The sequence below is a fragment of the Rhizobium sp. C104 genome, assembly GCF_022354505.1.
GTDB classification, from domain to species: domain Bacteria; phylum Pseudomonadota; class Alphaproteobacteria; order Rhizobiales; family Rhizobiaceae; genus Rhizobium; species Rhizobium redzepovicii.
In genome coordinates, this window is record NZ_CP092348.1 from 2,824,656 (window position 1) to 2,848,277 (window position 23,622).

Sequence of the window (23,622 nt, forward strand, 5' to 3'; positions counted from 1 at the left end):
CTCTATCTACGGAGATCACATGATGACCAGGAAGACCGACAATACCGACGGATTCGACGCAGGCCGGCGTAGCCTGATGAAGGCGACAGGCGTCGCCGTCGCCGCACTCGGCGTTATTCCAGCGGCTGCCGCAACGCAGGCGTTCGCCCAGACGAGCTCGTGGGACAAGGTGTTCACGAAGAGCGACAAGGTCGACCACCAGAAGGTCTCGTTCAAGAACCGGTATGGCGTCACGCTGTCGGGCGATCTTTATCTTCCGAAAGAACGGGGAAGCGGCAGGCTCGCAGCAGTCGTCGTCGGCGGCCCGTTCGGCGCCGTGAAGGAGCAGTCTTCCGGTCTCTATGCCCAAACAATGGCCGAGCGTGGTTTCGCGACCCTCGCATTCGACGGATCCTTTACCGGTGAAAGCGGCGGCGAGCCCCGCAACATCGCCTCCCCCGACGTCAACACCGAGGACTTCAGCGCAGCCGTCGACTTCATCGGCCTTCAGTCCTTCGTCGACCGCGAGCGCATCGGCATGATCGGCATCTGCGGCTGGGGCGGCATGGCACTCAATGCCGTGGCTGTCGACAAGCGGGTCAAGGCCGTCGTCGCGAGCACCATGTACGACATGACCCGCGTCATGTCGAAGGGCTACAACGACAGCGTGACGCTCGAGCAGAGGACGAAAGCGCTGGATCAAATGAGCCGGCAGCGCTGGACCGATGCGGAGAAAGGCGCCCCTGCCTATCAGCCCCCTTACAACGAGCTCAAGGGAGGCGAAGCGCAGTTCCTCGTCGACTACCACGACTATTACATGACGCCGCGCGGCTATCACGCCCGCGCCGTCAACTCTGGCAATGCCTGGTCGCAGACAACCCCGCTTTCGTTCATGAACATGCCGATCCTGACCTACATTGCTGAAATCTCGCCACGACCGATCCTGTTCGTCCATGGCGAGAAGGCGCATTCCCTCTACTTCGCGGAAACCGCATTCGCTGCGGCAGCGGAGCCGAAGGAGCTTATGATCATCCCCGGTGCGAGCCACACAGACCTGTACGACCGGATGGACAAGATACCATTCGACCGGATGGCCGACTTCTTCGGACAGCATCTGACATAAGCCCGCTTCGCCGGACGTCGTCGAGCCGGTGGCTGCGAGGACGCTGTACTACTTGAGAAGGATTTGAAGATGAAGAATATCGCCGCATCCATCGCAATCTCGGCGATCGCCGCGACAGGCGTCGATGCCCAGGGAGAACGCCGCAGGATAGCTCCGCCGGCTGTATACGACGTCGCACCCGGCCTCGGCCGCTTCACGGACGAGGTCCTGTTCGGCGAGGTCTGGGAACGAAAGGAACTCGCCCCGCGCGACCGCAGCCTCGTCACGGTCTCGATAATCGTTTCTACCGGGAAAACGGCGCAGATCGCGGCACATGTCGGCCGCGCCCTCGACAACGGAGTAAAGCCTGCGGAGATCGGCGAGCTCATCACCCAGCTCGCCTTCTATTCCGGCTGGCCGAATGCCATCTCCGCGGTCGAGGAGACGAAGAAGGTCTTTGATGCTCGACAGATAGGACCTGTCGGCAACAGTGGGGCTGCGCGCGTGGAGCTGGAAGCCGCGGCCGAGGCTGCGCGCAGTGAAACCGTCAACACCACGATAGCGCCGACAGCGGCCGCACTTGCCGATCTCACCAATCGCGTGCTGTTCGGCGATCTGTGGCAGCGCCCGGATCTCTCGGCACGCGACCGCAGCCTGGTGACCATGTCGGCGCTGATCGCGATCGGGCAGCCCGAACAACTGCCCTTCCACGCCAACCGAGCCATGGACAACGGGCTGACTGCCGGTGAGGCATCCGAAGTCCTGAGCCATATCGCCTTCTACGCGGGCTGGCCCCGAGCCATGTCGGCCGTGCCCGTGCTTAAGCAGGTTTTCGCAAACAGGAAGGAAAAACCGATGACCACGTCGCCGTCAGACATCAAGATCACCCCAGCGGGAAGCAGCGCGACGCCTGGTCCGGAGCAGTACTTCACGGGTAAGGTTGAGATCTCCGGCCTCTACCAGACCGACGCGCCTGCACGGGCGGGCGGAGCAACCGTGTCCTTTTCGGCAGGTGCCCGCACAGCATGGCACACCCATCCGTTGGGACAGACGCTGTTCATCGTGAGTGGCCGTGGCTGGGTGCAAAAGGAAGGAGAGGCAGTCCAACAAGTCGATCCGGGCGACGTCGTCTGGATTCCACCTAACGTCCGGCACTGGCATGGAGCGTCAAGTACCGAAGCGATGGCGCACTTCGCCGTGGCCGAGGCGCTGAACGGAAGTTCGGTCACATGGATGGAGAAGGTGTCAGACGAGGAATACGAAAAAGGTTCGCTCGCTGATTGAAAGGCGTGTCACGATGGGATCTGTTTTCCCGTCGTCACTTTCCAACGTCCGCTAATTTCAGCCCAGTAAGCGGAAATTATTGCCGCTCGACCGTCCTGTTGACTGATGCCCAAAGCCAGGGCACAAGTGTGGCATCCACGGTCGCTCGCGATGGGAAAAGATAAGGAAAACAAAGGTGATTTCTCTAAGCCATTGAAATCATGTGAGAATCCAGGTTCCCCAGCCAAACAATTTCACTGATCAAACATTTGTTGAATCCAGGCGGCGACGATTTCCCGAGCGGGTTGCCGTGTTCGAACGGCTCGGGAAATTGACAGGAAAGGTGCTTCCGTCAACGGGCTGATCACCCAGACGGCATAGCGGCGATCTTATCACTGGCATGTTGCCCAGGCACCAGCCCTGCGACACCGTCTGTGTCGCAAAGAGCGGGGATAAATGCTGGTTTGCCTGATATCAGACCGCTGGGTCGGACGTATTCTCGAACTCCAGGAACCAAGCATAAGTGGCTCGGATGCCATCCTCAAGCGAGATGCGCGGCTTCCAGCCCATGTCCTGCAGCTTCTGATTGCTCATCAGCTTTCGCGGCGTACCATCGGGCTTGGAAAGATCATGAATGATCTCACCCTCATAACCGACAACGCGGCAGACCAACCGCGTCAATTCGATAATTTCGAGATCCGTCCCCGAGCCGACGTTGACGTGCTGCGAGCCCGAATATGTCTTGAGAAGAAACACCAGCGCGTCGGCGCAGTCATCGACGTGCAGAAATTCGCGGCGCGGGGTTCCGGTGCCCCACACCACCATATGCGGGTCTTTGCGAAGTTTCGCAGCGTGCGCCTTGCGGATAAGCGCCGGCAGCACATGGCTGGATGTCAGGTCGAAATTGTCGCCCGGGCCATAAAGATTGGTCGGCATGGCCGAAATATAATCGCGGCCGTATTGCTTACGATAGGCTTCCGCGAGCTTAATACCGGCGATCTTGGCGATCGCGTACCATTCGTTGGTCGGCTCGAGTGCACCGGTCAAGAGAGCCTCTTCGGGAATCGGCTGTGGAGCGAGCTTCGGATAAATGCAGCTTGAACCCAGGAACAGCAGCCGGTCCACTCCCCCCTGGTGGGCGGCTTCGAAGATGTTCGCTTCGATAATCAGATTGTCATAGATGAATTCTGCCGGATAACTGTCATTGGCGAGGATACCGCCAACCTTGGCAGCGGCGAGAATGATCGCGTCGGGTCGGTTTGCTTCAACAAATTTCTCGACCTCGTCCTGCCGCTTCAAATCGACCTCACGGCGCGTGGCCGTGATGATGCTGCAATCTTCGGATTGAAGCCTGCGCACAAGAGCACTGCCGACCATACCGCGATGACCAGCAACCCAAATCTTCTTGTTGGACAAGTCGTACACTTAGATCTCTTTCCGGCTGTTTTGCGCCTTCCAGTGCTTGACATCCTCGCGCACCATTTCGGCGGCGAGTTCGCGAACCGGGGTCTTGTGCTGCCAGCCCAGCTTCTGGCGCGCCTTGGTCGGGTCACCCAGCAGAAGATCGACTTCCGTCGGGCGGAAATACCGAGGATCGACTTCCACGAGGCACGCACCGGACGCGGAATCATAACCCTTTTCGTCTACGCCGGAACCCTTCCATTCCAAAGCAATACCGACGTCTGCAAACGCCCATTCGACAAACTGGCGGACACTCGTTGTCTCGCCTGTCGCCAAGACATAGTCATCCGGCTTGTCCTGCTGCAGCATGCGCCACATGCCTTCAACATACTCACGTGCATGACCCCAGTCGCGCTTGGCGTCAAGATTGCCGAGGAAGAGCTTATCCTGAAGGCCGAGATGGATGGCGGCTACGGCCATCGTGATCTTGCGCGTGACGAAGGTCTCGCCGCGAAGCGGGCTTTCGTGATTGAAAAGAATGCCGTTCGACGCATGCATGCCATAGGCTTCGCGATAATTCACCACGATCCAGTAGGCATAGAGCTTGGCTGCGGCATAGGGAGAACGCGGGTAAAACGGCGTCTTCTCGCTCTGCGGCACTTCCTGCACAAGACCGTAGAGTTCCGAGGTCGATGCCTGGTAGAACCGGGTCTTTTCCTCGAGCCGCAGGATACGGATCGCCTCGAGCAGCCTCAACGTCCCGATACCATCGGCATCCGCCGTATATTCAGGCGTTTCGAAGCTGACGCCGACATGGCTCTGGGCGGCAAGATTGTAGATTTCATCGGGCTGCGTCTGCTGCACGATCCGCAGGAGGTTGGTCGAGTCGATCATATCGCCATAGTGCAGAATGAAGCGTGGATGCGCCTCGTGTGGATCCTGGTAAATATGCTCGATACGGCCGGTATTGAAAGACGATGACCGGCGCTTGATACCATGCACCGTATAGCCCTTGCTCAGAAGCAATTCGGCCAGATAGGCACCATCCTGACCAGTCACCCCAGTAATCAGCGCGGTTTTTGTCATTTTTTCACATCGTCTTTCGATACAATCTTCGGGACGTGTTTATGGAAACGGCCGAACTAGCGCAACCCCCATGTGACCGCGGCCTGGCCAGCGAAATAAGCATGCTCGATCTCTTCGGTTGACGTGAGATCGGCACGATGAGACTAGAACACTCCATACTGTCAGAACTCCAAGGGAGAAAATATGATCCTGGTGACGGGGGAGCTGGTTTCATCGGTGCGAATTTCGTGCTCGATTGGCTTGCGCTTCATGATGAACCGATCGTCAATCTCGATGTGCTGACCTATGCCGGCAATCTGGAGAATCTGGCCTCCGTCTGGAACGACCCGCGCCATCTCTTTGTCAAAGGCAGCATCGCGGATTACGATCTCGTTGCGGGACTGCTCCGGTCCCATAGCCCCCGTGCGGTCCTGAATTTCGCCGCCGAGAGCCACGTCGACCGATCGATCCACGGGCCCGAAGAATTTATCCAGACGAATATCGTCGGCACGTTTCGCCTGTTGGAGGCCATCCGCGGATTTCTTGCCTTGCAGGATGAAACCTTCCTGGAAAGCTTTCGTTTTCTCCATGTGTCGACGGACGAGGTCTACGGTTCGCTCGCACCCCTGGAAGCCGCCTTTAGTGAAGATCGCAAGTACGAACCAAACAGCCCTTATTCCGCGAGCAAGGCGGCCAGCGATCATCTGGTTCGCGCCTATCATCACACCTACGGCTTACCGGTGCTGACGACGAACTGTTCGAACAACTACGGCCCCTATCATTTTCCCGAGAAGCTTATTCCCCTGGTCATCCACAATGCCCTCTCGGGCAAACAGATTCCGATCTACGGGGACGGAATGCAGGTACGCGACTGGCTTTTCGTCAAGGATCATTGCAGCGCGATCCGACGCGTTCTGGAGGCTGGAAAAGCCGGGGAAACCTACAATGTCGGCGGCAGGAACGAACTGACGAACCTGTCGGTGGTCAATACGCTCTGCGGGATCCTTGATGAATTGAGGCCACGGCCCGACCGGGCAAGCTATACGTCGCAGATGACTTTCGTGCGCGACCGCCCCGGCCATGATCGCCGGTACGCCATCGATGCGGCCAAAATCGAGCGGGAACTGAACTGGCGCCCAAGTGAGACATTCGATACGGGCATCCGCAAGACCGTCGAATGGTATCTTGCCAATGAAGCCTGGATAGAAAACGTCACGAGCGGCAATTACCGCCAATGGATCGACCGTCAATACCAATAGGTTGGAGGACGCCAGATTTCTCGCGCCCGCTAAGGTGACCTCAATATCTGATGAAACGGTGGAGGAAACGTTTGATCGGCAGGGGTACATGACGCTGCACCCATCTGCGGAGCGCCACGGCACGAACAGGACGTAGGCCGCCGGAAAAGCCCGGCGAAATCGTCCTGATCGCATCCAGCGCTCGCATCAAGGCACGCTCGTAAGCTTCGTAAGCAACGACCGGTTCCTCGCAGACGGAGGTGTAGAATGTCGACAGTCGATTGAAATCGCCATTGGCCAGCAGCTGGAACTGATGGAAGTGATAGAAGATCAGAGGTGAGCCGTCGACCTCGATCTGACCGGACGCATCCTGCGTAAAATGCAGTTTCTCGTAATTCCAGGGGGCAACGCCGGCGCCCGGATGTTCGATGATGTGGCAATGCAGATAGAGATCCGGCCATTCGTCCAAATATTTCTGGTCGCCCATCTTGCCGTCTTCGAGGCGGTAGTAACACCATTCGATGCATTGCTCGCGCCAGCGGTCCAGGCAGCGCATTCCCTCCTCGTCGCGTCGGAAACTCACCCATTCCACGCAAAAGCGACCGTTCACCTCCCTGTCCTGCAGCCGCGGGGCAAAACGATGTTCGATAATCGCGATGGAATTATCGCCGATTTCATCGAAGATGGGTTGGATCGGCGAATAGAACAGCAGATCCGAGTCGAGATAGGTGATGAAATCGATTTCCGGGTGATGCTGCAGCACGAAGGTCGGCAGGCAGGGAGACAAGGTCCAGCAATACTCGGCGACGCCGCGCGATTTCTTGGCCTCCAGGAGTTCCGGCGTCTCCAGGTCGGCAAGCGCGATGCAGTTGATGTAGGACCTGTTGGAGGCGGTCAGTATCTCCTGCGCCTGCTGATCCATGCAGAGCACAAAAATATGCGCGTCTGGGCACCACTGGACGAGGCTCTCCATCATAGCCATGCCCTTGATGAGATAGCCACTGTCGAAAAGGGTACAGAAGTAGGTCGTCATGATTGAGATTGTTTCCTGCACAAATAGGTGCGGCTTGCATTGCCCTTGCTGCTGTCACGCGGGTCCGCATTCTCGTTCAGCGTGAAGGTCGCCAGGACTTCGAGGCCGTGAACCCGAAAGCTATCCAATAGCTCCGGCTCGGAAAAATGGATTTCCATGGTCTCGACGCCATAGGCCTGCTTGCGGAAATACTTGGTGGGTTCACCGTAGACAATGGGAGTGCGGTGAAAGATGACGTAGTCTTTGGCGACGCGGGCGCTTTCTGCAATCGCCGCTTCATAGTCGGCGATATGCAGCAGACAGCATCCCGAAACCACAACATCATAAGCATTGTCCTGATAGCTGAGCCGTGTTGCATCCTCCACATCGAACGACAGTGCCGGATAGATGCGGCGCGCCATCTCGATGAAGGCATCGGAATAATCGCAGCCGTGATACCGAAACGGCAGGCCATTTACCTCAAGCACTTCGGAGTAATATCCGCTGGAGCAACCGATTTCGAGCAACGAACCGGCCGCCGGAAGATTGTCGATCTTACGCAGCGCGGCGGTAAAGACATCGAATACATCGATGGAAGCACCGCCGCGATATTCCTTCAACTGGCGCTCGACGAGCGCTCTCTGGCGTGCAGGCAGATCATTCGCTTTCCACGATGCAGCTAGGCGCCAGCTTTCGCTGTCTCGCCGAGCTGAATCGATCTCGACGTAGTGGGACGATACCGATGCAGCCGGCAGCAGCCGTTCACGCAATCGCTTCAGCTGGCTCTTCAATACCGGAAAGCGGTTGAGAGTCGTACGAACAAATGACATCAACCCTGATTCTCCAGATGTCTCTCGAGGATCGGCATCAACTCTTTCATTCTCGACTTGTAGGTGTGATCTTTCAGCGTCCTCGCCTGGCCGGCCTTCGCGATGGCATCGGCCTCGTCGGGATGATCTATATAGTAGCGGATGAGTTCCGCGGCTTCTTCAGGACTGGAATAGGCAACGACCTCCTTGCCGACGTCGAAAATCTCACCGAGATTGTCTTTTTGGTCGGTAATGAGCAGCGATCCGACACCGGTCGCCTCATAAAGCCGCATGTTGTTGGCATTGCTCTCGGCAACATTGATATGTCGGTTGACGGTGATCCGGCTACGCGCCAGAGCGCGGTACATGTCCGGACCCCAGACTTCCCCATTATGACGCTTTCGGATGGGAGATGAGCGTGGAAGTGTCGCCGCACCATAGCCAAAAAACTGTATCGGCGTGGTTTCGGCGAGATGTTCGAGCATCGGGATCGCCTTGCCATGATGACGGCTTATGCCGCCGACGAAACTCACCGGCACGTCGCGTGGGACATCGCCGAGGATATCGAGCACCCGGGTATCGAAGCCGATCCTGAAATATTCGGATTTTATGCCCATTTCATGAAAACGAGGTACGAAATGGGGGAAGGAGGTCAGAATGAGGTCATAGGGCCGCAGAAAGTTGTCTGGCGGCAGGGGACAAGCGATTTGGCCGACGATCAAAGGCACAGTCTTTTTCAACCCCATCAGAGCATGAGGCGGAAAAAAACTGAGATCCTGACAATAAAGGACGTCCGGCTTGAATGATCGAACCCGCGCCATTGCGACTTCCAGCAGGCCGGGGAGCGCTGCCAGGCGCGCACCGATATAAGGCAGCCTAAAAAAACGATGCGGCAGTTTCATCGCCCATGGGCTGAATGGTTCGTTGTTCTCCCGCGCCCAGGCCGATTGCAGCGGAACGCAATTGCCGACGATATCGATGACATCGCAGCCGAGCTCTTTCAGGTGGCGCGAGTAGAAATCGGACGTGCCGAAAGCAGCCTCAAGCAGAGCGTCCGTCTGCTTTTGGGAGGAGGCGGACCTCAAATCCCGATTGCGATGATAATGCATCGTCAGGAATCGGGAATAGTAGGTATCGAATACGGCAATCCGCATGACGCTGATCCTAGTTCTCTGTCGCGGAGAGCCGGAGTTCGACCAGGAGACTATCGCCCTGCCCCGTTGCATCCAGAGCCCGGTTCATAAAGCCCATCATGGCGCCGGCAAGGCGTGCGCCGCGCGTAACGGTGACATTGCGGAGCTTTCGAACAAAGCTCGGGGGCTTCTGAGAACTGCCGCTTTCCGACCAGGTATTGGAGGCCCTTCCCTCCTGCCGCTGCTCCTGCGAGGTTCGCAGTTGGAGCACCGACCACAAATTGGGAGTGATCGTCCTGATGCGCTTGACATCGTAACCGGATTTTCGCGCAAGCAACGTGAAGGAGGTTCGGTTGAAATGGTTCTGATGGTACGGAATGTGCCAGTTTATCCAACGCAACTTCCAGAGCTTGCGATGAAAGGAACCGGTATTCGGGAAAGCCAATATGACGCGTCCGTCTTCATTGAGACGGCCCTTGAGGGCCGCCAGCATCGCAAGCGGATCGGGCACATGTTCGATGACCTGGTTCAGCACGATCAGATCAAATTTCTGATCTGCGAACGGCACGTCATAGATGTTGCCGATATGAACGCGTAAGCCATATTTTTCGGCAATTGTCCGAACGTTCGGATCAGCCTCCACACCCCAGCATTCCACGCCGAGCTTTTGCATCTCCAACAGAGAGAGGCAGGAGCCACAGCCGATATCCAGGACTTTCTGCCCCGGCTTGGCGAGATAATGCCCCTGGTTGTCGGTGCCGGCAGCCCACCGGCGGAATCCGGCAAGAGGTTTCTCGACAAGAGCGGCCTCTTTTTCAAGCGCATCAAAATCGATCTCCCGGCGGGGATAATAATTGCTGTAGAGCGCCGGCAGATCCTCTTCCGTCAGCCGTGGCGCAGTCGACATGTGGCCGCAAGAAACGCAGCGGTCTATCGAGTAGACGCCGGGGCAGCCGTATCGATCATCACTGATGCGCTCGATAAAGGTTCGCATCTTCGATCCGCACGCGATGCACTGCTGGTGCTGGCCGCCGCTCATATCGTTCCTTCCTTCCGTTTCGCCAATGACCTCCACGTTGAAAACGCGCGGCTGCAGGAGAAATACGCCATACGGATCGGCGCAGTTATGCGTTGCACCGGTGACCCGACAAGCGAGTAAAAAATAAGACGCTGAAACACGTTGTGCGCCGAACGCCTGCCAAACAACCGCTTTCGCCACGAAAGGCTGGACGCGTCGTTTCCATATACCGGAGGCGAATAGACGATTGCCTTGCTGCTGACAACCAGAGGCACTCCCGCACGCGCAAAGCGCATGGCGATTTCGTAGTCGGCCATGTAGTGCGGCAACAGGTTCGGTCGCATACCACCATGTCTGCGAAACAGGATCGCCGGGTAAAGCGTTCCCCGGCCACTCAGTGCATCAACACGATACTGGCGGGCGGGCGACTGTTTTTCCGTTTCGCTCAATTCCGAAAGCAGATCCCAGACAGCAAGCCGATTGATGTTGACCCTTGCCCCAATACTGACAAGCGGTGGATCCCGCCCCTCTTCATGGATGACGCTTCCGACCGCGGCTCCGCCGTTTTCTTTGGATGCCTGCACCAGCGCTTCAACAAAATTGTCGCCAAACCAGGTATCATTGTTGAGAAACAGGACATAGTCGTCCGGTCGGCAGCCGGGAAGCACATGTTTCAGTCCTTCCTCGATGGCGCCGCCCCACCAGAGATTACCGTCGCCTCGGATTTCGGTCAGATCGCTCTGCGATTGCAGGTATTTTGCGGTTCCATCGGTCGAACCGTCGTTGACGATGACGATCGTCATGGCGTCAAAGACGGTCTGCTTCCGAAGAGCTTCCAAAACCTTACGGGTATGTTCAAGGCGGTTGAAAACCGGGATAATGACGTTCACGCGCATTCGCTAGCTTTCCAGCTTCTCGAGAAACCAGCCAACATACGGCCATTCGTGCTGCTGAGGCGCTGGTGTAACGCCAATGCCCCAACGCTTCAGTTCTTGCAAGGGCGGCGGCGTCACTGAGCCAAATGTCCCGGCCGGCTGGAAACGATCCAGCACCTCATATCCATGCCTGGCAAAGCCGTCCTGCATTTCATCCGCGTTCAAGAACCATACCGGGTAGCTCGCGCTGTAGATCCACGCGGGCACATGCTGCACGAAAGGTGTGGCTGCGATATCGAACTGCGCTGCTGTCCTGTCAATCAGTATGAACTTGACGCCCTTCGACAGAAGATTTTCAAGATATTCAAGAGGGTATTCAAGATATTGGAGAACGCCGGACAGCAGAACGACATTGGGCTTCACCCGATCAATCGCCTCATCCAGACTGTCGGAAAAGCTCAACCGCGCATCTTCAAATTCCGTTCGGCCCGCGATCACAAAATGCGGCTGCTCGACGACGCACCATTTCAGTTCCGCAAGATGCGCCAATGCCGAGCGGTGCTGAAAATAAGAACTTCCCAACGCGCCCCCAAAATCGACCACCCTCAAATGAAGATCAGACCGGGATGCAACATAAAGAAGCCAGGCAAGCAGGGGGTGCGAATAGCTTCTTTCCGTGAAAACGACCGTGTCTCGCTCATATTCGGCACGACCCTGAACAACTGCACGTGTCGCTTCAACAACTTTGGCAAGAATAGCCGGCGCGTCATATCCATCTGCAGCAGCCAGTGCCGAGCGCCAATCGTTGTGAGGCCCGTCGAAAACGACGTTGTGACGCCGAAATTCGCTCAAAACGTCCTGTTCGCGGGCTTGCGGCGATTCCCGCGTGACCTCAAGCAAACAATGAATTCCCGGGAGCGAAAAATTAATCTGCCTCATTCTTCAAACCAAGCTTCGAAAGGCCGTCGGTCAAATTCGTCCAGCGCCCCACCGGGTGTAGAATTGACGATACAGATGCCATTCGCTTTCGCTATGTTTGCGATGGCTCGATATTGTCGCCACAGCCGCGCCAGCGTTTGAAAGTCATCGTGACGGTTCGTTCTCAAGGTGCCGTCCGCATTCGCGGTGCTATCCATGCCCTTTTGGACCTTGAGGTCGAACGCATATTGGTAGCTCGATGACAGGAAATGATCATGGTCGACGCCGAGCAGAATGATCTCCTTGAAACCCAGGTACATCGCTATCATCAGGGCCATCACCGGCACCAACTCGACACGCGGCACCGGTCGAGAAATATCGACGATTTCGTCCGATCGCTTATCGTCGAAGCTTTCGCCCAGCAGCAGATAGCGAACCGTTCGCCCTGCAAACAGATTGTGTTTCCGCACGAGTTCCGCTTCCGTGGAGCTGAGGAACAGTTCCGCAGCTCCCAGATGTGAGTGCATCTCCTCAAACCAGCGGATCACGTCCTCGGATGTCATTAATCCATAGGTAATCTGCGGAACACAATGATAACGAGATTGGAACTTGTCAAAATCGGAATGCAGGTAGCCGTTGGAAACGGTGATAACGTTTTGGCCTTGAAGCCGCGACAGATCCAAGCCCTTGACGCTCGGGCCATTTCCTAAGATGAAACAGCGTTGGCCGGCGTGCAGACCGGCAAGCTGTCGATTTCCTGCCAGGGATCTCGCAACATCAGCAGAGATTTTGTGACGACTACTTAGCCTGCGCCTTAACTCATGCACACCATAGGGAAGCAGCATGGAGCCAAAGGTCAAAACCTTTCTCAGGGCTGCAGCCACTTCACCACCTCAAACACTTCGGCATATTTTACACCGATGCGCTGGCCGGCGTTTTCCGCTTCATTGCGGAAGAAGCTCACCCATTTCCGCCCTGTACGCTCCATCTCGGATTCATGGGCAAGGATCGCCTTTTCCTTCTGGTCCCAGTGGGAGGTAATATCGACGTAGAAATTCCCCCGGAAATCGACCGTCGAGTGATACCAGTTGCTGCGGTACATCAGTAGGCGCGGCACATGGCGGCAGCTATGCAGCGAGGCGCGCGACAAGGCCAGATGGTCATGGTGGATATCTCCGACCCAGTGGGTGTAGACCATGTCGATCTTCAGATCCTGCACCAGCTTGAGGATCTCGATATTCAGCGGATCGACGAATTCGATCTGGAGCGTTTTGAACTCGCCGCAAAACATCTTGTGGACGCCGAGAATTTCCATCGCAGCATCCGCTTCCGCCCTGGCGACCTGGCTGCTGCGCACGGACTGATCATATTGGTTGGAAAAGCCGGATACGGTTGCAACATAGACATAAACCGTGTCGCCGTTTGCCGCATGGCGTGCCAGTGCACCGCCACAGCCGAGCTCCACGTCGTCAAAATGGGCACCGATCGCGAGAATATTCATTTGCAACTCCAGAGCAGGTCACGCGTGCCTGCAATACCACAATTCAGCAGTGTGTCGAGGATGCTGAGATAGGGCATGAACTCGCCGAAAGGCTGCGGGTATACGGGATGGACGAAATGTTGCCATTCGATCTCGACCCCCGCTGCCTCGAACACCTCAGGCCGCATGTAGTCGCGCGCGCCCAGGCCTGAGAGGTAACGCGTTGCTCCGACTTTGCGCAGCAGTTCGACGAGCAACTCATTCTTATGCCCCTTGGGGCTTAAAGTGCTCGACCGCACCGTCGGCATGGTGATCTCAAGCATCTCCAGAATGCCTTCGAGGAAATGCATGTTGAAATCGGCCAACAGCTCGAACCGCTGGCCGTAGAGGGCCTCGATACAGGGAAAGACTTCGCTCCAGCCCCCGGACTTGCGATAATTTTCGCGAAGCAGGGAAAGGTTCTGATCGATCCATCCGGTGCCCGGCGCCAGTTCCACCTCGTTAATCGGAGTGCCGAGACTCGGCTTTTTGATTCCGACGGTGAGCCACCGGTCACCTTGCGCGGTCTTGATCTTATCGCGGTGCGTCCAGCTTTTGCTTGTGCCATGGACGAACTGGACGTGATCCAGAACGATATAGAGGTCAGCGTTCAGGAAACGCTGAAAAAAGCCGAGATATGAAGCGAAGTCCGGCTGATGAATAACCGCCGTGATGGTCATGCAGCCAATCTTTCCAGCAAATCGGCAACACGCCCTACGCCGCCGAGGTCGACCCTGGTCATGGCAGTCTCGCTCATGCTCCTGATGGGAAGCGCCTCTTCCAGGATGCCCAGATCGAATGCCGAGTGATGTCCGGCAAAGAACGCGGCCCCCAATCCTTCCAGAGCACGGCCGACCGGGATTTCGAAAGCCTCGTTGGCGATCACCACGCACGGCAGGCCGGCCGCACAGGCTTCGAAGGGCGTAACGCCACCGCCGGTAATCGCCAGATCGTGCCCATACATCTCTGCCGCAAGCGACGGCACCTGGTTCAACAGCTTGAACCGATCCGGCTCTGCGGTCGAGACGACTTCTTCAAGCTCCGCCATATGCTGGAAGCTCGGGCCCGTGACGATGGTGACTGGAAAAGGCTTGCCGCTCAGCCATTTGGCGACGCGCACCGTCACTCCGTAGGTATCGGCGCCTCCGAGCGTGACGAGTATCGATGCAAGGCTTTGCCGAACTCTGCGATACCTGGCGATTTCAGGATTGAGTATCATGTACTCCACCCCCAGCCGAACATCCTCGCCCTTCAGATCCTCCGTCTTTTCGAAAAGGAGCGCGCAGATATTCATGTCGGCAAGTTCTGCGCCATTGCCGCGATCATCAAAAGTCACGAGCTTGGCGCCCAAACGCTTGATCGTTTCGCTGTGAGGTCTTCTCGTATTGAGGCGGTCGTTGATCCAGATCGGGGAAGGAACGGCGGGGTCGACGAAAGCCTCTTCCCATCCCGTGACGGCGGCGAGATCGTAGAGCGCGACATCAAAGCCGCGCTCCCGAATGATTCTCAGCGAATTCGGATGATTATTCGCCAGGAAACGGACCGAATACCCGCGCGAACGCAGTTCGGTGGCGAGCGTCAACGACCGAAACAAATGCCCCATGCCGCGGGCATGCGAACTCTCTATGCAGAGGACGAACATAGTCTGATCGCTTCCTCTGTCCCAAGCCAGGTCCCACCCGCCTGGGCGGCGAGCGCACAGGCACGTCGCCAGTCTTCCTCGGTATCCACCGTCAGACGCAGGTTCGGAGCGACTTTGGCCGGCGGAATATCGAGCTGACCGAGCTTGAAGAGCTCGGGCCGATCGGTGAAGTATTCGTTCACATGTTCGCGATGGTGCGGCAGTTTCCCGTCGCGATGACTGCGCGACAAGGCTTCGAATGTAAATATCTCGGCGCCGACACCGATGGGCAGTTGTCCGAACGCGTGCGTGTAGTCAAACCCGTGCTTTTGGTGCAGGGCGATCAGCCTCTCCAGCTCCTCGATATCAGTGAACGGATTATCGGCGGTCAATCGCACGATATCCGACATCCCAAGCGATCTTGCACATTGGAAATAACGATCGAGAACATCGGCTTCGTCGCCGCGAAAGCAGCTTACGCCGTGCTCGAGGCACCAAGCTTCGACAATGTCGTTCTCGCCGGCCGATGATGTCGCGACGACGATCTTGGCCGGCCGCTTCAACATCTGAAGCCTGCCAAGGACATGTGCGAGAAGGGGCTTGCCGGCAATGTCGCGAAGGACTTTTCCCGGTAGCCGCGTCGATCCCATCCGCGCCTGGATGATGATTCCAAGCGTCACGCCAGATCGCTCCACTGGAGGACGGCGTCGCCTTCGAGATCTCTTCAGCAGTCGTCGCCCAGTGAGAGTTTCCAAATGCTTAGGCTCGATTCCCGTCCCCGGTCGCTTAACCGAAATGTCGCCGGCGGAAATGACGTCACCGGCTTTGAGCCGTCTATTGAGAACGACGCTCTTGCGGTTGTTCAATCTGGTCGTCGCCTCACTTGCAGCCGGCTCTTTGCGACCGCTGCCTTTCATGATCTCGAATGCGCGTATCGCATCCACAAGCCATTTCATTTCCGCTGGATCAGCCGAAAGCATGTGATCGGGACCATCGGCGGCTTTGTCGTAGGTGAAATGCCGCTCGATGACCCGGGCGCCCATCGCGACCGCGCAAAGGCTCGCGACAGGGTTCAATGTATGGTCGGAATAGCCAACATCGAGATCCGGAAACGCCTTCATCATCGTTTGCATCGCACCCAGGTTCACATTTTCCGGATGCGTCGGATAGCTTGTGATGGCGTGCAGCAGGATGAGCTTGTCGTTGCCGGCTTCCTTGATGGCTGCGACGGATTCCCGAACTTCTTCGAGCGTCGACATGCCCGTCGACAGGATGATCGGCTTGCCCGTTCTTGCAAGATAGCGGAGAAAGGGGATGTTGACCGCATCGTCCGAACCCACCTTGTGGGCCCCAACACCGCATCTCTCCAGCAGGTCGACATCCGTCTCATGCGAGGGAGACGAAAACCAGTCCAGGGCTTGCTCCTCGGCATAGCGGAAAACCGCTTCGTGAAGCTCGTGACCGATTTCATATTTACGGAAAAGCTCGAATTGCGAGGTAACGCCGGTGTTTTCCATGTCGAACATGGCATTCCGGCTCGACAATGTTTCGGCCCGATAGGTCTGAAGCTTGACGGCATCCACGCCTGACGCCTTTGCCTCGTCGATCAGGCGCTTTGCCTGATCGAACGTCGTAAAGTTGCCGCCGATCTCGGCTATGATATAGCAGCGATCGGGCCGGTAGTTGCGGAACATTCGTCACTCCCTGTAATTCACGACCGGCAAGCTGCCTTGCGCGCTGATGGCATGCCCTAGGAGTATGCGCACATTGCGGTCGATTATCGCCCGATTTCCTGGTTCCGGTCGACGTAATTCCGGACAATGACCTGCCTGCCGCAAATCTGTGCGGTTTCGTCGTTGGTCTCTCTCGGCAGGTAGCACCTGCGGCAGACCTCGCTCTTCAGGAAGCCCTGCGGTTCCTTGTGCAGAGCCCGGACGGCGTTCATTTTTCCCCGTGCCATATCTGGTGCACGGTTTCGGTGTTCGCATTGCCGATAACCTCGCGGTTCTCCTCATCGTTCGAGCACTTCATCACCAAGCCGTCGGCACCGATCACCAAACGCTGGTATTGCTGCGGGCAGGTGAAGTTGTCGAGATAGGCGATGTCTGAATCGTTGCCGAGGTAGTCGATCAGCGGATTGAAGGCGACGAGATCCACGTGCGGCGCGAAAGTGTCGTAATAGAGATCGGGGTTTTCCCGGATCGCCGGCCAGATGCCCTGCACCTTGATGACAGGACGGTGGAGACCGCGCTCGTCCTTGTATTTCTTTATGTCTTTGATCTTGTCGAGCAGGGCTTGGAACTTGATCGGCTTGCGTATCTTCTCATAGGTCTCACCGGTGCCATCGATCGAAACGGTAATCCAGTCGATGCCGGCATCGACGAGCTGGGCGAAATAGTCTCTGTTGAGCTTGAAGCCGTGCGTGAGGGTCGAGACTTCTTTGATGCCGTGATCCTTGGCATAGCGTACGCAATCGGCGAAGCGCTTGTGCAGCGTGGCTTCGCCGCGCAGCGACAGACGGATCGCAGGAACCTTGCCGCCGATCTCATCGATGATGCGGCAGTAGAGGTCCCAGTCCATCCGAGTGGTGTTGACGCTCTTCTTGAACTCATCGCTGATCGTATAGCACATCGGGCAGCGCAGGTTGCAGATCGACGCCAGCTCGAGATCGACCAGCAGCGGATAATCCGAAACCTGCTGGTTCAGGGCATATTCCGACCACTTGCGACGGTAATCTGCGTATTCGGCTTCCCAACCCTCGCCACGGTATCTGTCGAACGCGGCTTCGCGCTCGTCCGTGTCCATCGAGTAGTTGCCTTTGTTGATCGGAACGTAACGCTCGTTCAATTTAAGACTCCTTCATCAGTTCGCGGATGCCGGCGGGCAGATCCCATTCTGGCCGCCATCCAAGAACAGCGCGAGCCCTTGTAATATCGGCCCGCACGTCAGGTATTTCATTCCGCCGAACGGCGCAAGATGACACTACAGGTAGAGCAGTGCCGGCGGCTTCTTGCAAGATATCGATGATTTCCTGCACCGAATACGACCTGCCGGAGCCGATATTGATGCAGTGGTAACCTTCCGGCACGCCCATGGCCTTGGCAAAGGCGCTCAGGACATCGTCAACGAAGACATAATCACGCCGCGGACTGAGGTCCATGACCTGTATGTCCTGCTTCGCCCGTATCCGGTTCAGAAGTGTCGGTATCAGGAACTCCGGGCGCTGCCCAGCCCCATATATATTGAAAAGCCGCAATACCACGACCGGTATTTGCTCGTGTGTGGCAGCAAACTCACAAAGTTGTTCGGCAAGATGCTTGGACAACGCGTAGGGTTATTCGGCCTGACCGGATCGCTTTCCTGGATCGGCAGTCGCTCCGGCACTCCGTAGACATAGGCGCTTGCGAATACGAGCTTGGCCTTGTGCCGCTTGCACCAGTTCAGAGCATGCTGCGTACCGAGAACATTGGCGGCCATGAAACTCGGGCCTTGCGACCAGCTATCCGGGACAAACGTCCGGCCGGCAAGATGAAACAGCGTGCCGGCTGCGGGAAGTTCCTGCCAGATTCCCTCTTCGCTTATATCACCATGCGTTCGGTCAACCGCAAGCACGTCGACACCGGCCTTTTTAAGCCTCTCAACCAGACGCTTCCCGAGAAAGCCGCCAGCACCGGTGACGATTGCATCAACCATTCAAGAACCTGGATTGCATGGTTTCGAACTGCTCGATCGCCAGTGCATAATCGTCGGGCCGTCCGATATCGAGCCAATAGCCTGGAAAATCTCGAACCGTTGCCGGTTTTCCGGCCGCAAGAAGATCAAGCATCAGTTGGTCAAAACCGTAGGCGCCCCGTTGTGGTATGTGCTCGACCGCCCCCGAAGACACCATGTAGACGCCCATGCTGACTTTGTACTCAGCCGTCGGCTTTTCCCGGAACCCCGTCAGCAGCCCCGCCTCGCTGGTGTCCAGAACGCCGTAGTCTATCCGATGCTCCCGTGTCTTTGACGAGATGGTGAATATATTCCCCTCCCGGACGTGAGCGTCATGAAAATCGGCATAGTTCAGGTCCGTCAGGATGTCTCCGTTCATCACCAAAAAATTCTCAGGCAGATCCTTGATCAATCGTAGCGGACCCATGGTGCCGAGCGGCTGATCTTCGAGCGAATAATCGATGCGCACACCCCATTTGTCGCCATCCTGGAAAAAGGCTTTGATCAGTTCAGCCTGATGGTTGACGGCAAGCGTTATATGCTGAAACCCGCCTGATATCAGCTGGCGAATGATGACCTCTAGAATGGGATAATCGCCGATCGGCATCAGCGGCTTTGGGAGCACGACGGTATAGGGCCGCAGCCGCGTACCCATCCCTCCCGCCAGAATGACTGCACGCCTAGACATTGAAGATATCCGCCTTATATCGTGCCAGATTGTCAGGCTGACGCAGCCATTCAATCGTCGCCTGGAGCCCGTCTTTCAAGCTGTAGCGCGGCGAAAATCCCGTCAGAGACTTGATCAGGCTGTTATCACAGCACAGGCGTTCCACTTCGCTGTTTGCGGGACGCAAACGCTGTTCATCGCATTCAATCTCGATGTTGACGCCGATGATATCGGCGATCAGCCGAACGGTATCGCCGATCGATATCTCGCCGCCCGAGCCGATATTTACCGTCTGTCCGATGGCTTCGTCGCAGGCCGCGAGCGCCAGAAAGCCGTCGCATGTATCCTGCACGAAATTGAAATCCCGGGTGGGCGAGAGCGCACCAAGTTTCAGCGTCGTTCGTCCACTCAGAAGCTGCGAAATCACGGTTGGAATAACCGCCCTTGCAGATTGTCTCGGGCCGTAGGTGTTGAACGGCCGTGCGATCGTCACCGGCAGATCGAAGCTCGAATGATAGCTGTAGGCGATCGCATCGGCGCCGATTTTGGACGCCGAATAGGGCGACTGCGCCTGCAGGGGATGGCTTTCGCTGATGGGCACAAAACGTGCGGTCCCATAAACTTCGCTCGTCGAGGTCTGGATCACTCTTCCGACACCGGCGTCGAGAGCGCCTTGAAGGACGTTCAGCGTCCCATGCACATTGGTATCGATGTAGCTTGAGGGAGCCTGATAGGAATAGGGAATCGCAATCAGAGCGGCGAGATGAAAGATCGTGTCGACACCTTTGGCGACAGAGCGCATCTGAGCGGGATCACGGACGTCTCCGAGGATCACCTCGAACTTGCCGCGGTATTCGGACTGATCGAGCCAGCCCCAGCTGGAAAATGAGTTGTACTGGCAGAGGGCGCGGACTTCCACACCCGATCTCACCAGCGTCTCGACAAGATGAGAGCCGATGAACCCATCTGCTCCGGTGACAAGCGCCTTCTTCATTTCAAAACACCTTCAGAATCGCGGTGGAAGACCTTTTCAACCTCCCAAGGCAACTGTATCGCCGAAATCGACGGCTTCCGCTGTTGACCAAGCATCTGGATAATTCCGACATTATCCTCCACGTCAAACCGAATACCTTCGGCGACGGAATATATCGAGAACCGGCTCGATATGCCCAGTCGGAGGTAGAAGGTGCCGGTATTGAGAAGATATCCCGGAAATTTTACCCGAGCGCGATAATAACCGGCTGGCCGGGTATCCAAGCGCCCGACGTCGAGCTCAGGATCGGAAAGGCTGACAAGCGTGGTATAGCCGTCCTCCATCATGATCTGCATCCCGACCGAGAGACCGGAAAGAGGCTCCCTCAGCTCGTACTCGACCTCGACGGAAAATCCCTTCGACAGTTCCAGTGTTCCCGAAGCCTCGTCCTTCTCATTCAACACTGCGACACGGCATATAACCGCCTTGCCTTCGACGTCCTCGGGATTGACCGAGTAACTTGCGGTGCCGCCGAATTCCGGGCGATCGAGATAGGCCTTTATCACATCTGCCGTATCGCCCATCGCAGCGACTTTGCCATCGGCCATCAGAATCGATTTCGGGCAGATGCTGCTGATCGCCGTCATATTGTGGCTGACGAAGATAATCGTTCGACCGGCCTTCGTGACCTCCTGCATGCGCCCCATGCATTTGTTCTGGAAGTTGACGTCGCCGACGGCCAATACCTCGTCGACCAGGAGTATTTCCGGCTCGAGATGCGCCGCGACGGCGAAGGCCAGACGCACATACATGCCGGACGAATATCGCTTCACCGGCGTGTCGATAAATTCGCCGATCTCCGCAAACTCGACGATTTCATCGAATTTCGACCTGACCTCGGCACGGCTCATCCCGAGGATGGCGCCATTGAGATAGACATTCTCCCGACCGGTGAGTTCCGGATGAAACCCGGTGCCGACCTCAAGCAGGCTCGCAATTCTGCCCCGTATTCCAATGAAGCCCGAATTGGGCATGGTGATACGCGACATCACCTTCAACAGTGTGGACTTTCCCGCCCCGTTCCTGCCGATAATCCCGACGATCTCGCCCTGTCCGACTTCGAAAGAGACATCATCCAGCGCATGGAAGATGTCTCCCTTCAGCCGCGACTGTGCGCCGCGGTCGGACGTATGGTCGGATACCGAAACGTTCGGATCCGGAAGGTTGCGCCACTTCGCCCACCAGCTCTGAAGGTCGCGATAGAGGGTGCCGTGATTGATCACGCCAAGACGATAGAGTTTGCTGACGTGCTCCGCTCGAATAACGATGTCGTTCATCAGACGGTATCCATCGCATTGGCTTCCGCCCGCGAAAAAAGTGCCAGCCCGAACAGGGTGATTGCGATCGTCACTGCAAAATTGGCGAGGCAAAGACCAATGGGCAAGGCGGGAGCGTCGAATAGCGCCCAGCGGAAGGTTTGAACCGGCGTCGTCATTGGATTGAGGTAATAGAACCAATGATACCGTTCAGGGATCTGGCTGAAGGGGTACACGATCGGCGTGCCATACATCCAGAGTTGCGTCATGAACCCGACTGCGTAAACAAGATCGCGGAAACGGACCGTTAGCGCCGAAACGACAAGCCCGGCACCAATGCCCAGCACGGCGATATAGAGTAGCACCAGCGGCGTCAGCAACAGGAACCAATAGTTCAGGGCCAGATCTGGATTGGCAATTTTGAGGCCAATGGAAACCGTCAACAACAGCAGGAACTGGATCGCAAAAGCGACAAGGCCGCTCATCGCAACGGATAGCGGCACCACAAGTCTCGGAAAGTAAACCTTTCCGAACAGATTGGCGTTCTTCGAGAAGACCTCGGAGTTATTAGTCAAACAGGCAGCAAAGTAGCTCCAGATAATCGTGCCCGACATGTAAAACAGGAAGGGCGGAAGGCCATCGGTGGAAAGATTGGCGATTTTGCCGAACACGACATAATAGGTCATCGCCGTCAGCGACGGTTGGATGATATACCAGACCGGCCCGAGAATGGTCTGTTTGTAAAATGTGGTGAAATCCCGCTTGAAAAACATCCAGACGAGATCGCGATATTGCCAGACAAGGCCGAGATCCGGCGTATTTCCCTTGGAAGGCTTGATAACGATATCCCAATCGTCATCGGCACGTGCCGAGGCTGGTCCTTTCAGGTGCTCTGTCATGCCGCCAACTTCAGCTTTTCTGGCAGCGCCGCAAGAAGGCTGCAGACACGCTCTATCTCATCGCCGCTATGCCCGGCGGAAATAGGCAGGCTGAGCTCAGTGGCATGCAGCTCATCGGCGATGGGATAATCGCCGGAAAGAATGCCTTGCATTGCCTTCTGCCTATGCGGCGCGATCGGATAATGTATCTCGGTCTTAACTCCGTTATCGAGCAGCCACTGACGCAATTCGTCGCGGGCCGGGTGACGTATCCCGAAAATATGAAACACGTCATACTCGGCAGGTCGACGAAGCGGCTGTGCGAGCCATTTGGGCAGATTGGCAAAATAGATATCGGCCAGCGCCCGCTTATGTTCAGTGACCTGACCGAGGGAACGCAGTTTGACCCGCAGGAATGCCGCCTGCATCTCATCAAGCCTGGAATTTACACCGATATAGACGTTCTCATATTTCTTCTTCGAACCGTAGTTGCGCATGTGTCTCAAGCGATCTGCAAATTCGTCATCATCCGTGACGATCGCGCCCGCATCTCCGAGAGCTTCCAGATTCTTGGTCGGATAGAAGCTGAAGCAGCCGGCAATTCCGAAGGTGCCGGTCAGTTTGCCGTCATAGCGCGCGCCATGAGACTGCGCGCAATCCTCGATCACCCTCAGACCATGCTCGCTTGCAAACGCGGCGATCTCGGTCATCCGGCACGCTTTGCCGAAAAGATGCGTGACACAGATTGCCTGCGTGTGGCGAGTGAGCGCCGCAGGAAGGCGCTCCGGATCGATATTGAAGGTTTCGCGTTCGGGCTCCACCAGAACAGGTTTGTGGCCGGCGCGAAGAATTGCCAGAATAGTGGCTATATAGGTATTGGAGGCAACCATGATCTCGCTGCCTTTCGGCAGATCGAGCGCTTCGATTGAGAGGATCAACGCATCCAGACCATTGGCCACGCTGATGCAATGTTTGCTTTCCGCAAAGGCGGCGAATTCAGCTTCGAATGAGGAGACCTCATTGCCAAGTATGTACCACCCGGAACGAATGACACGGGAAGCAGCCGCCTCCAACTCTTCCATTAGCGCGCGGTTGGCCTGCGCAAGACTTTCATACTCAATCAT

At 56.7% G+C, this 23,622-nt stretch carries 22 protein-coding genes and 2 pseudogenes; 3 read left to right on the plus strand and 21 right to left on the minus strand.

Translation table 11 applies throughout. The features are described from left to right. The first annotated feature begins 22 nt into the window (after positions 1–22). Together MF410_RS15160 and MF410_RS15165 are read left to right on the plus strand one after the other, a co-directional pair. Positions 23–1,102 carry an alpha/beta hydrolase gene (locus MF410_RS15160; RefSeq protein ID WP_239620435.1) on the plus strand — a complete coding sequence of 360 codons (1,080 nt, stop codon included), beginning with the start codon at positions 23–25 and terminating at the stop codon, positions 1,100–1,102. A gap of 69 nt (positions 1,103–1,171) precedes the next feature. Continuing rightward, positions 1,172–2,365 carry a carboxymuconolactone decarboxylase family protein gene (locus tag MF410_RS15165; RefSeq protein ID WP_239619869.1) on the plus strand — a complete coding sequence of 398 codons (1,194 nt, stop codon included), beginning with the start codon at positions 1,172–1,174 and terminating at the stop codon, positions 2,363–2,365. Between the two features lie 453 nt (positions 2,366–2,818). Here MF410_RS15165 and MF410_RS15170 read toward each other — a convergent pair whose 3' ends face one another. Both MF410_RS15170 and gmd read right to left on the minus strand, forming a co-directional pair. Further along, positions 2,819–3,769, minus strand: a complete 951-nt coding sequence (locus MF410_RS15170; protein WP_097623955.1) for a GDP-L-fucose synthase — start codon at positions 3,767–3,769, stop codon at positions 2,819–2,821. Next, on the minus strand, positions 3,770–4,831 hold the full coding sequence (gene gmd, locus MF410_RS15175; protein ID WP_012556676.1) for a GDP-mannose 4,6-dehydratase: 1,062 nt from the start codon (positions 4,829–4,831) through the stop codon (positions 3,770–3,772). It lies immediately after the preceding gene. 137 nt (positions 4,832–4,968) lie between these two features. On the opposite strand from gmd, the gene rfbB reads away from it, so the two are divergent. Next, a complete protein-coding gene (gene rfbB, locus MF410_RS15180) occupies positions 4,969–6,069 on the plus strand; it encodes a dTDP-glucose 4,6-dehydratase (protein ID WP_239619870.1) in 1,101 nt (366 codons plus the stop codon). A gap of 40 nt (positions 6,070–6,109) precedes the next feature. Here rfbB and MF410_RS15185 read toward each other — a convergent pair whose 3' ends face one another. The 19 genes and pseudogenes from MF410_RS15185 to MF410_RS15270 form a co-directional block, all read right to left on the minus strand. Then, a complete protein-coding gene (locus MF410_RS15185) occupies positions 6,110–7,081 on the minus strand; it encodes a hypothetical protein (protein ID WP_097623953.1) in 972 nt (323 codons plus the stop codon). Then, entirely contained in the window at positions 7,078–7,680 is a 603-nt protein-coding gene (locus tag MF410_RS15190) for a class I SAM-dependent methyltransferase (RefSeq protein ID WP_239619871.1), read from the minus strand. Before MF410_RS15190 ends, MF410_RS15185 begins: the two co-directional genes overlap by 4 nt. Before the next feature lie 209 nt (positions 7,681–7,889). Continuing rightward, complete coding sequence (locus MF410_RS15195; RefSeq protein WP_239619872.1) at positions 7,890–8,771, minus strand: glycosyltransferase; 882 nt, start codon at positions 8,769–8,771, stop codon at positions 7,890–7,892. 262 nt (positions 8,772–9,033) lie between these two features. Then, positions 9,034–10,041 carry a class I SAM-dependent methyltransferase gene (locus tag MF410_RS15200; RefSeq protein ID WP_097623950.1) on the minus strand — a complete coding sequence of 336 codons (1,008 nt, stop codon included), beginning with the start codon at positions 10,039–10,041 and terminating at the stop codon, positions 9,034–9,036. Then, complete coding sequence (locus tag MF410_RS15205) at positions 10,038–10,916, minus strand: glycosyltransferase family 2 protein (RefSeq protein ID WP_097623949.1); 879 nt, start codon at positions 10,914–10,916, stop codon at positions 10,038–10,040. The genes MF410_RS15200 and MF410_RS15205 overlap by 4 nt, the downstream gene beginning before the upstream one ends. Positions 10,917–10,919: 3 nt before the next feature. Then, on the minus strand, positions 10,920–11,834 hold the full coding sequence (locus MF410_RS15210) for a TIGR04325 family methyltransferase (protein ID WP_097623948.1): 915 nt from the start codon (positions 11,832–11,834) through the stop codon (positions 10,920–10,922). Beyond that, on the minus strand, positions 11,831–12,697 hold the full coding sequence (locus tag MF410_RS15215) for a hypothetical protein (RefSeq protein WP_239619874.1): 867 nt from the start codon (positions 12,695–12,697) through the stop codon (positions 11,831–11,833). Before MF410_RS15215 ends, MF410_RS15210 begins: the two co-directional genes overlap by 4 nt. Next, entirely contained in the window at positions 12,682–13,314 is a 633-nt protein-coding gene (locus MF410_RS15220; protein WP_003556714.1) for a PIG-L deacetylase family protein, read from the minus strand. The genes MF410_RS15215 and MF410_RS15220 overlap by 16 nt, the downstream gene beginning before the upstream one ends. After that, positions 13,311–14,012 (minus strand): WbqC family protein, encoded by a 702-nt coding sequence (locus MF410_RS15225; RefSeq protein WP_097623947.1) that lies wholly within the window; start codon positions 14,010–14,012, stop codon positions 13,311–13,313. The genes MF410_RS15220 and MF410_RS15225 overlap by 4 nt, the downstream gene beginning before the upstream one ends. Continuing rightward, the gene (locus MF410_RS15230) at positions 14,009–14,974 is read right to left on the minus strand and encodes a glycosyl transferase (RefSeq protein WP_097623946.1); all 966 of its coding nucleotides are present in this window, start codon (positions 14,972–14,974) and stop codon (positions 14,009–14,011) included. The genes MF410_RS15225 and MF410_RS15230 overlap by 4 nt, the downstream gene beginning before the upstream one ends. Continuing rightward, positions 14,956–15,648, minus strand: a complete 693-nt coding sequence (locus MF410_RS36785) for a glycosyltransferase family protein (RefSeq protein WP_345774725.1) — start codon at positions 15,646–15,648, stop codon at positions 14,956–14,958. The genes MF410_RS15230 and MF410_RS36785 overlap by 19 nt, the downstream gene beginning before the upstream one ends. Continuing rightward, positions 15,630–16,647, minus strand: a pseudogene (locus tag MF410_RS36790) (N-acetylneuraminate synthase family protein). Before MF410_RS36790 ends, MF410_RS36785 begins: the two are co-directional and overlap by 19 nt. Before the next feature lie 247 nt (positions 16,648–16,894). After that, positions 16,895–17,800, minus strand: a complete 906-nt coding sequence (locus MF410_RS15240; protein WP_239619876.1) for a radical SAM protein — start codon at positions 17,798–17,800, stop codon at positions 16,895–16,897. A gap of 1 nt (position 17,801) precedes the next feature. Beyond that, a pseudogene (locus MF410_RS15245) lies at positions 17,802–18,646 on the minus strand (NAD(P)-dependent oxidoreductase). Then, the gene (locus MF410_RS15250; protein ID WP_097623941.1) at positions 18,639–19,352 is read right to left on the minus strand and encodes a nucleotidyltransferase family protein; all 714 of its coding nucleotides are present in this window, start codon (positions 19,350–19,352) and stop codon (positions 18,639–18,641) included. The pseudogene MF410_RS15245 and the gene MF410_RS15250 overlap by 8 nt, the downstream one beginning before the upstream one ends. Further along, on the minus strand, positions 19,345–20,325 hold the full coding sequence (locus tag MF410_RS15255; protein ID WP_097623940.1) for an NAD-dependent 4,6-dehydratase LegB: 981 nt from the start codon (positions 20,323–20,325) through the stop codon (positions 19,345–19,347). Before MF410_RS15255 ends, MF410_RS15250 begins: the two co-directional genes overlap by 8 nt. Beyond that, on the minus strand, positions 20,322–21,641 hold the full coding sequence (locus MF410_RS15260; protein ID WP_097623939.1) for an ABC transporter ATP-binding protein: 1,320 nt from the start codon (positions 21,639–21,641) through the stop codon (positions 20,322–20,324). The genes MF410_RS15255 and MF410_RS15260 overlap by 4 nt, the downstream gene beginning before the upstream one ends. Further along, positions 21,641–22,519: an ABC transporter permease gene (locus tag MF410_RS15265; protein ID WP_012556661.1), complete on the minus strand. Its 879-nt coding sequence runs from the start codon at positions 22,517–22,519 to the stop codon at positions 21,641–21,643. The genes MF410_RS15260 and MF410_RS15265 overlap by 1 nt, the downstream gene beginning before the upstream one ends. Beyond that, entirely contained in the window at positions 22,516–23,622 is a 1,107-nt protein-coding gene (locus tag MF410_RS15270; protein ID WP_239619878.1) for a DegT/DnrJ/EryC1/StrS family aminotransferase, read from the minus strand. Before MF410_RS15270 ends, MF410_RS15265 begins: the two co-directional genes overlap by 4 nt.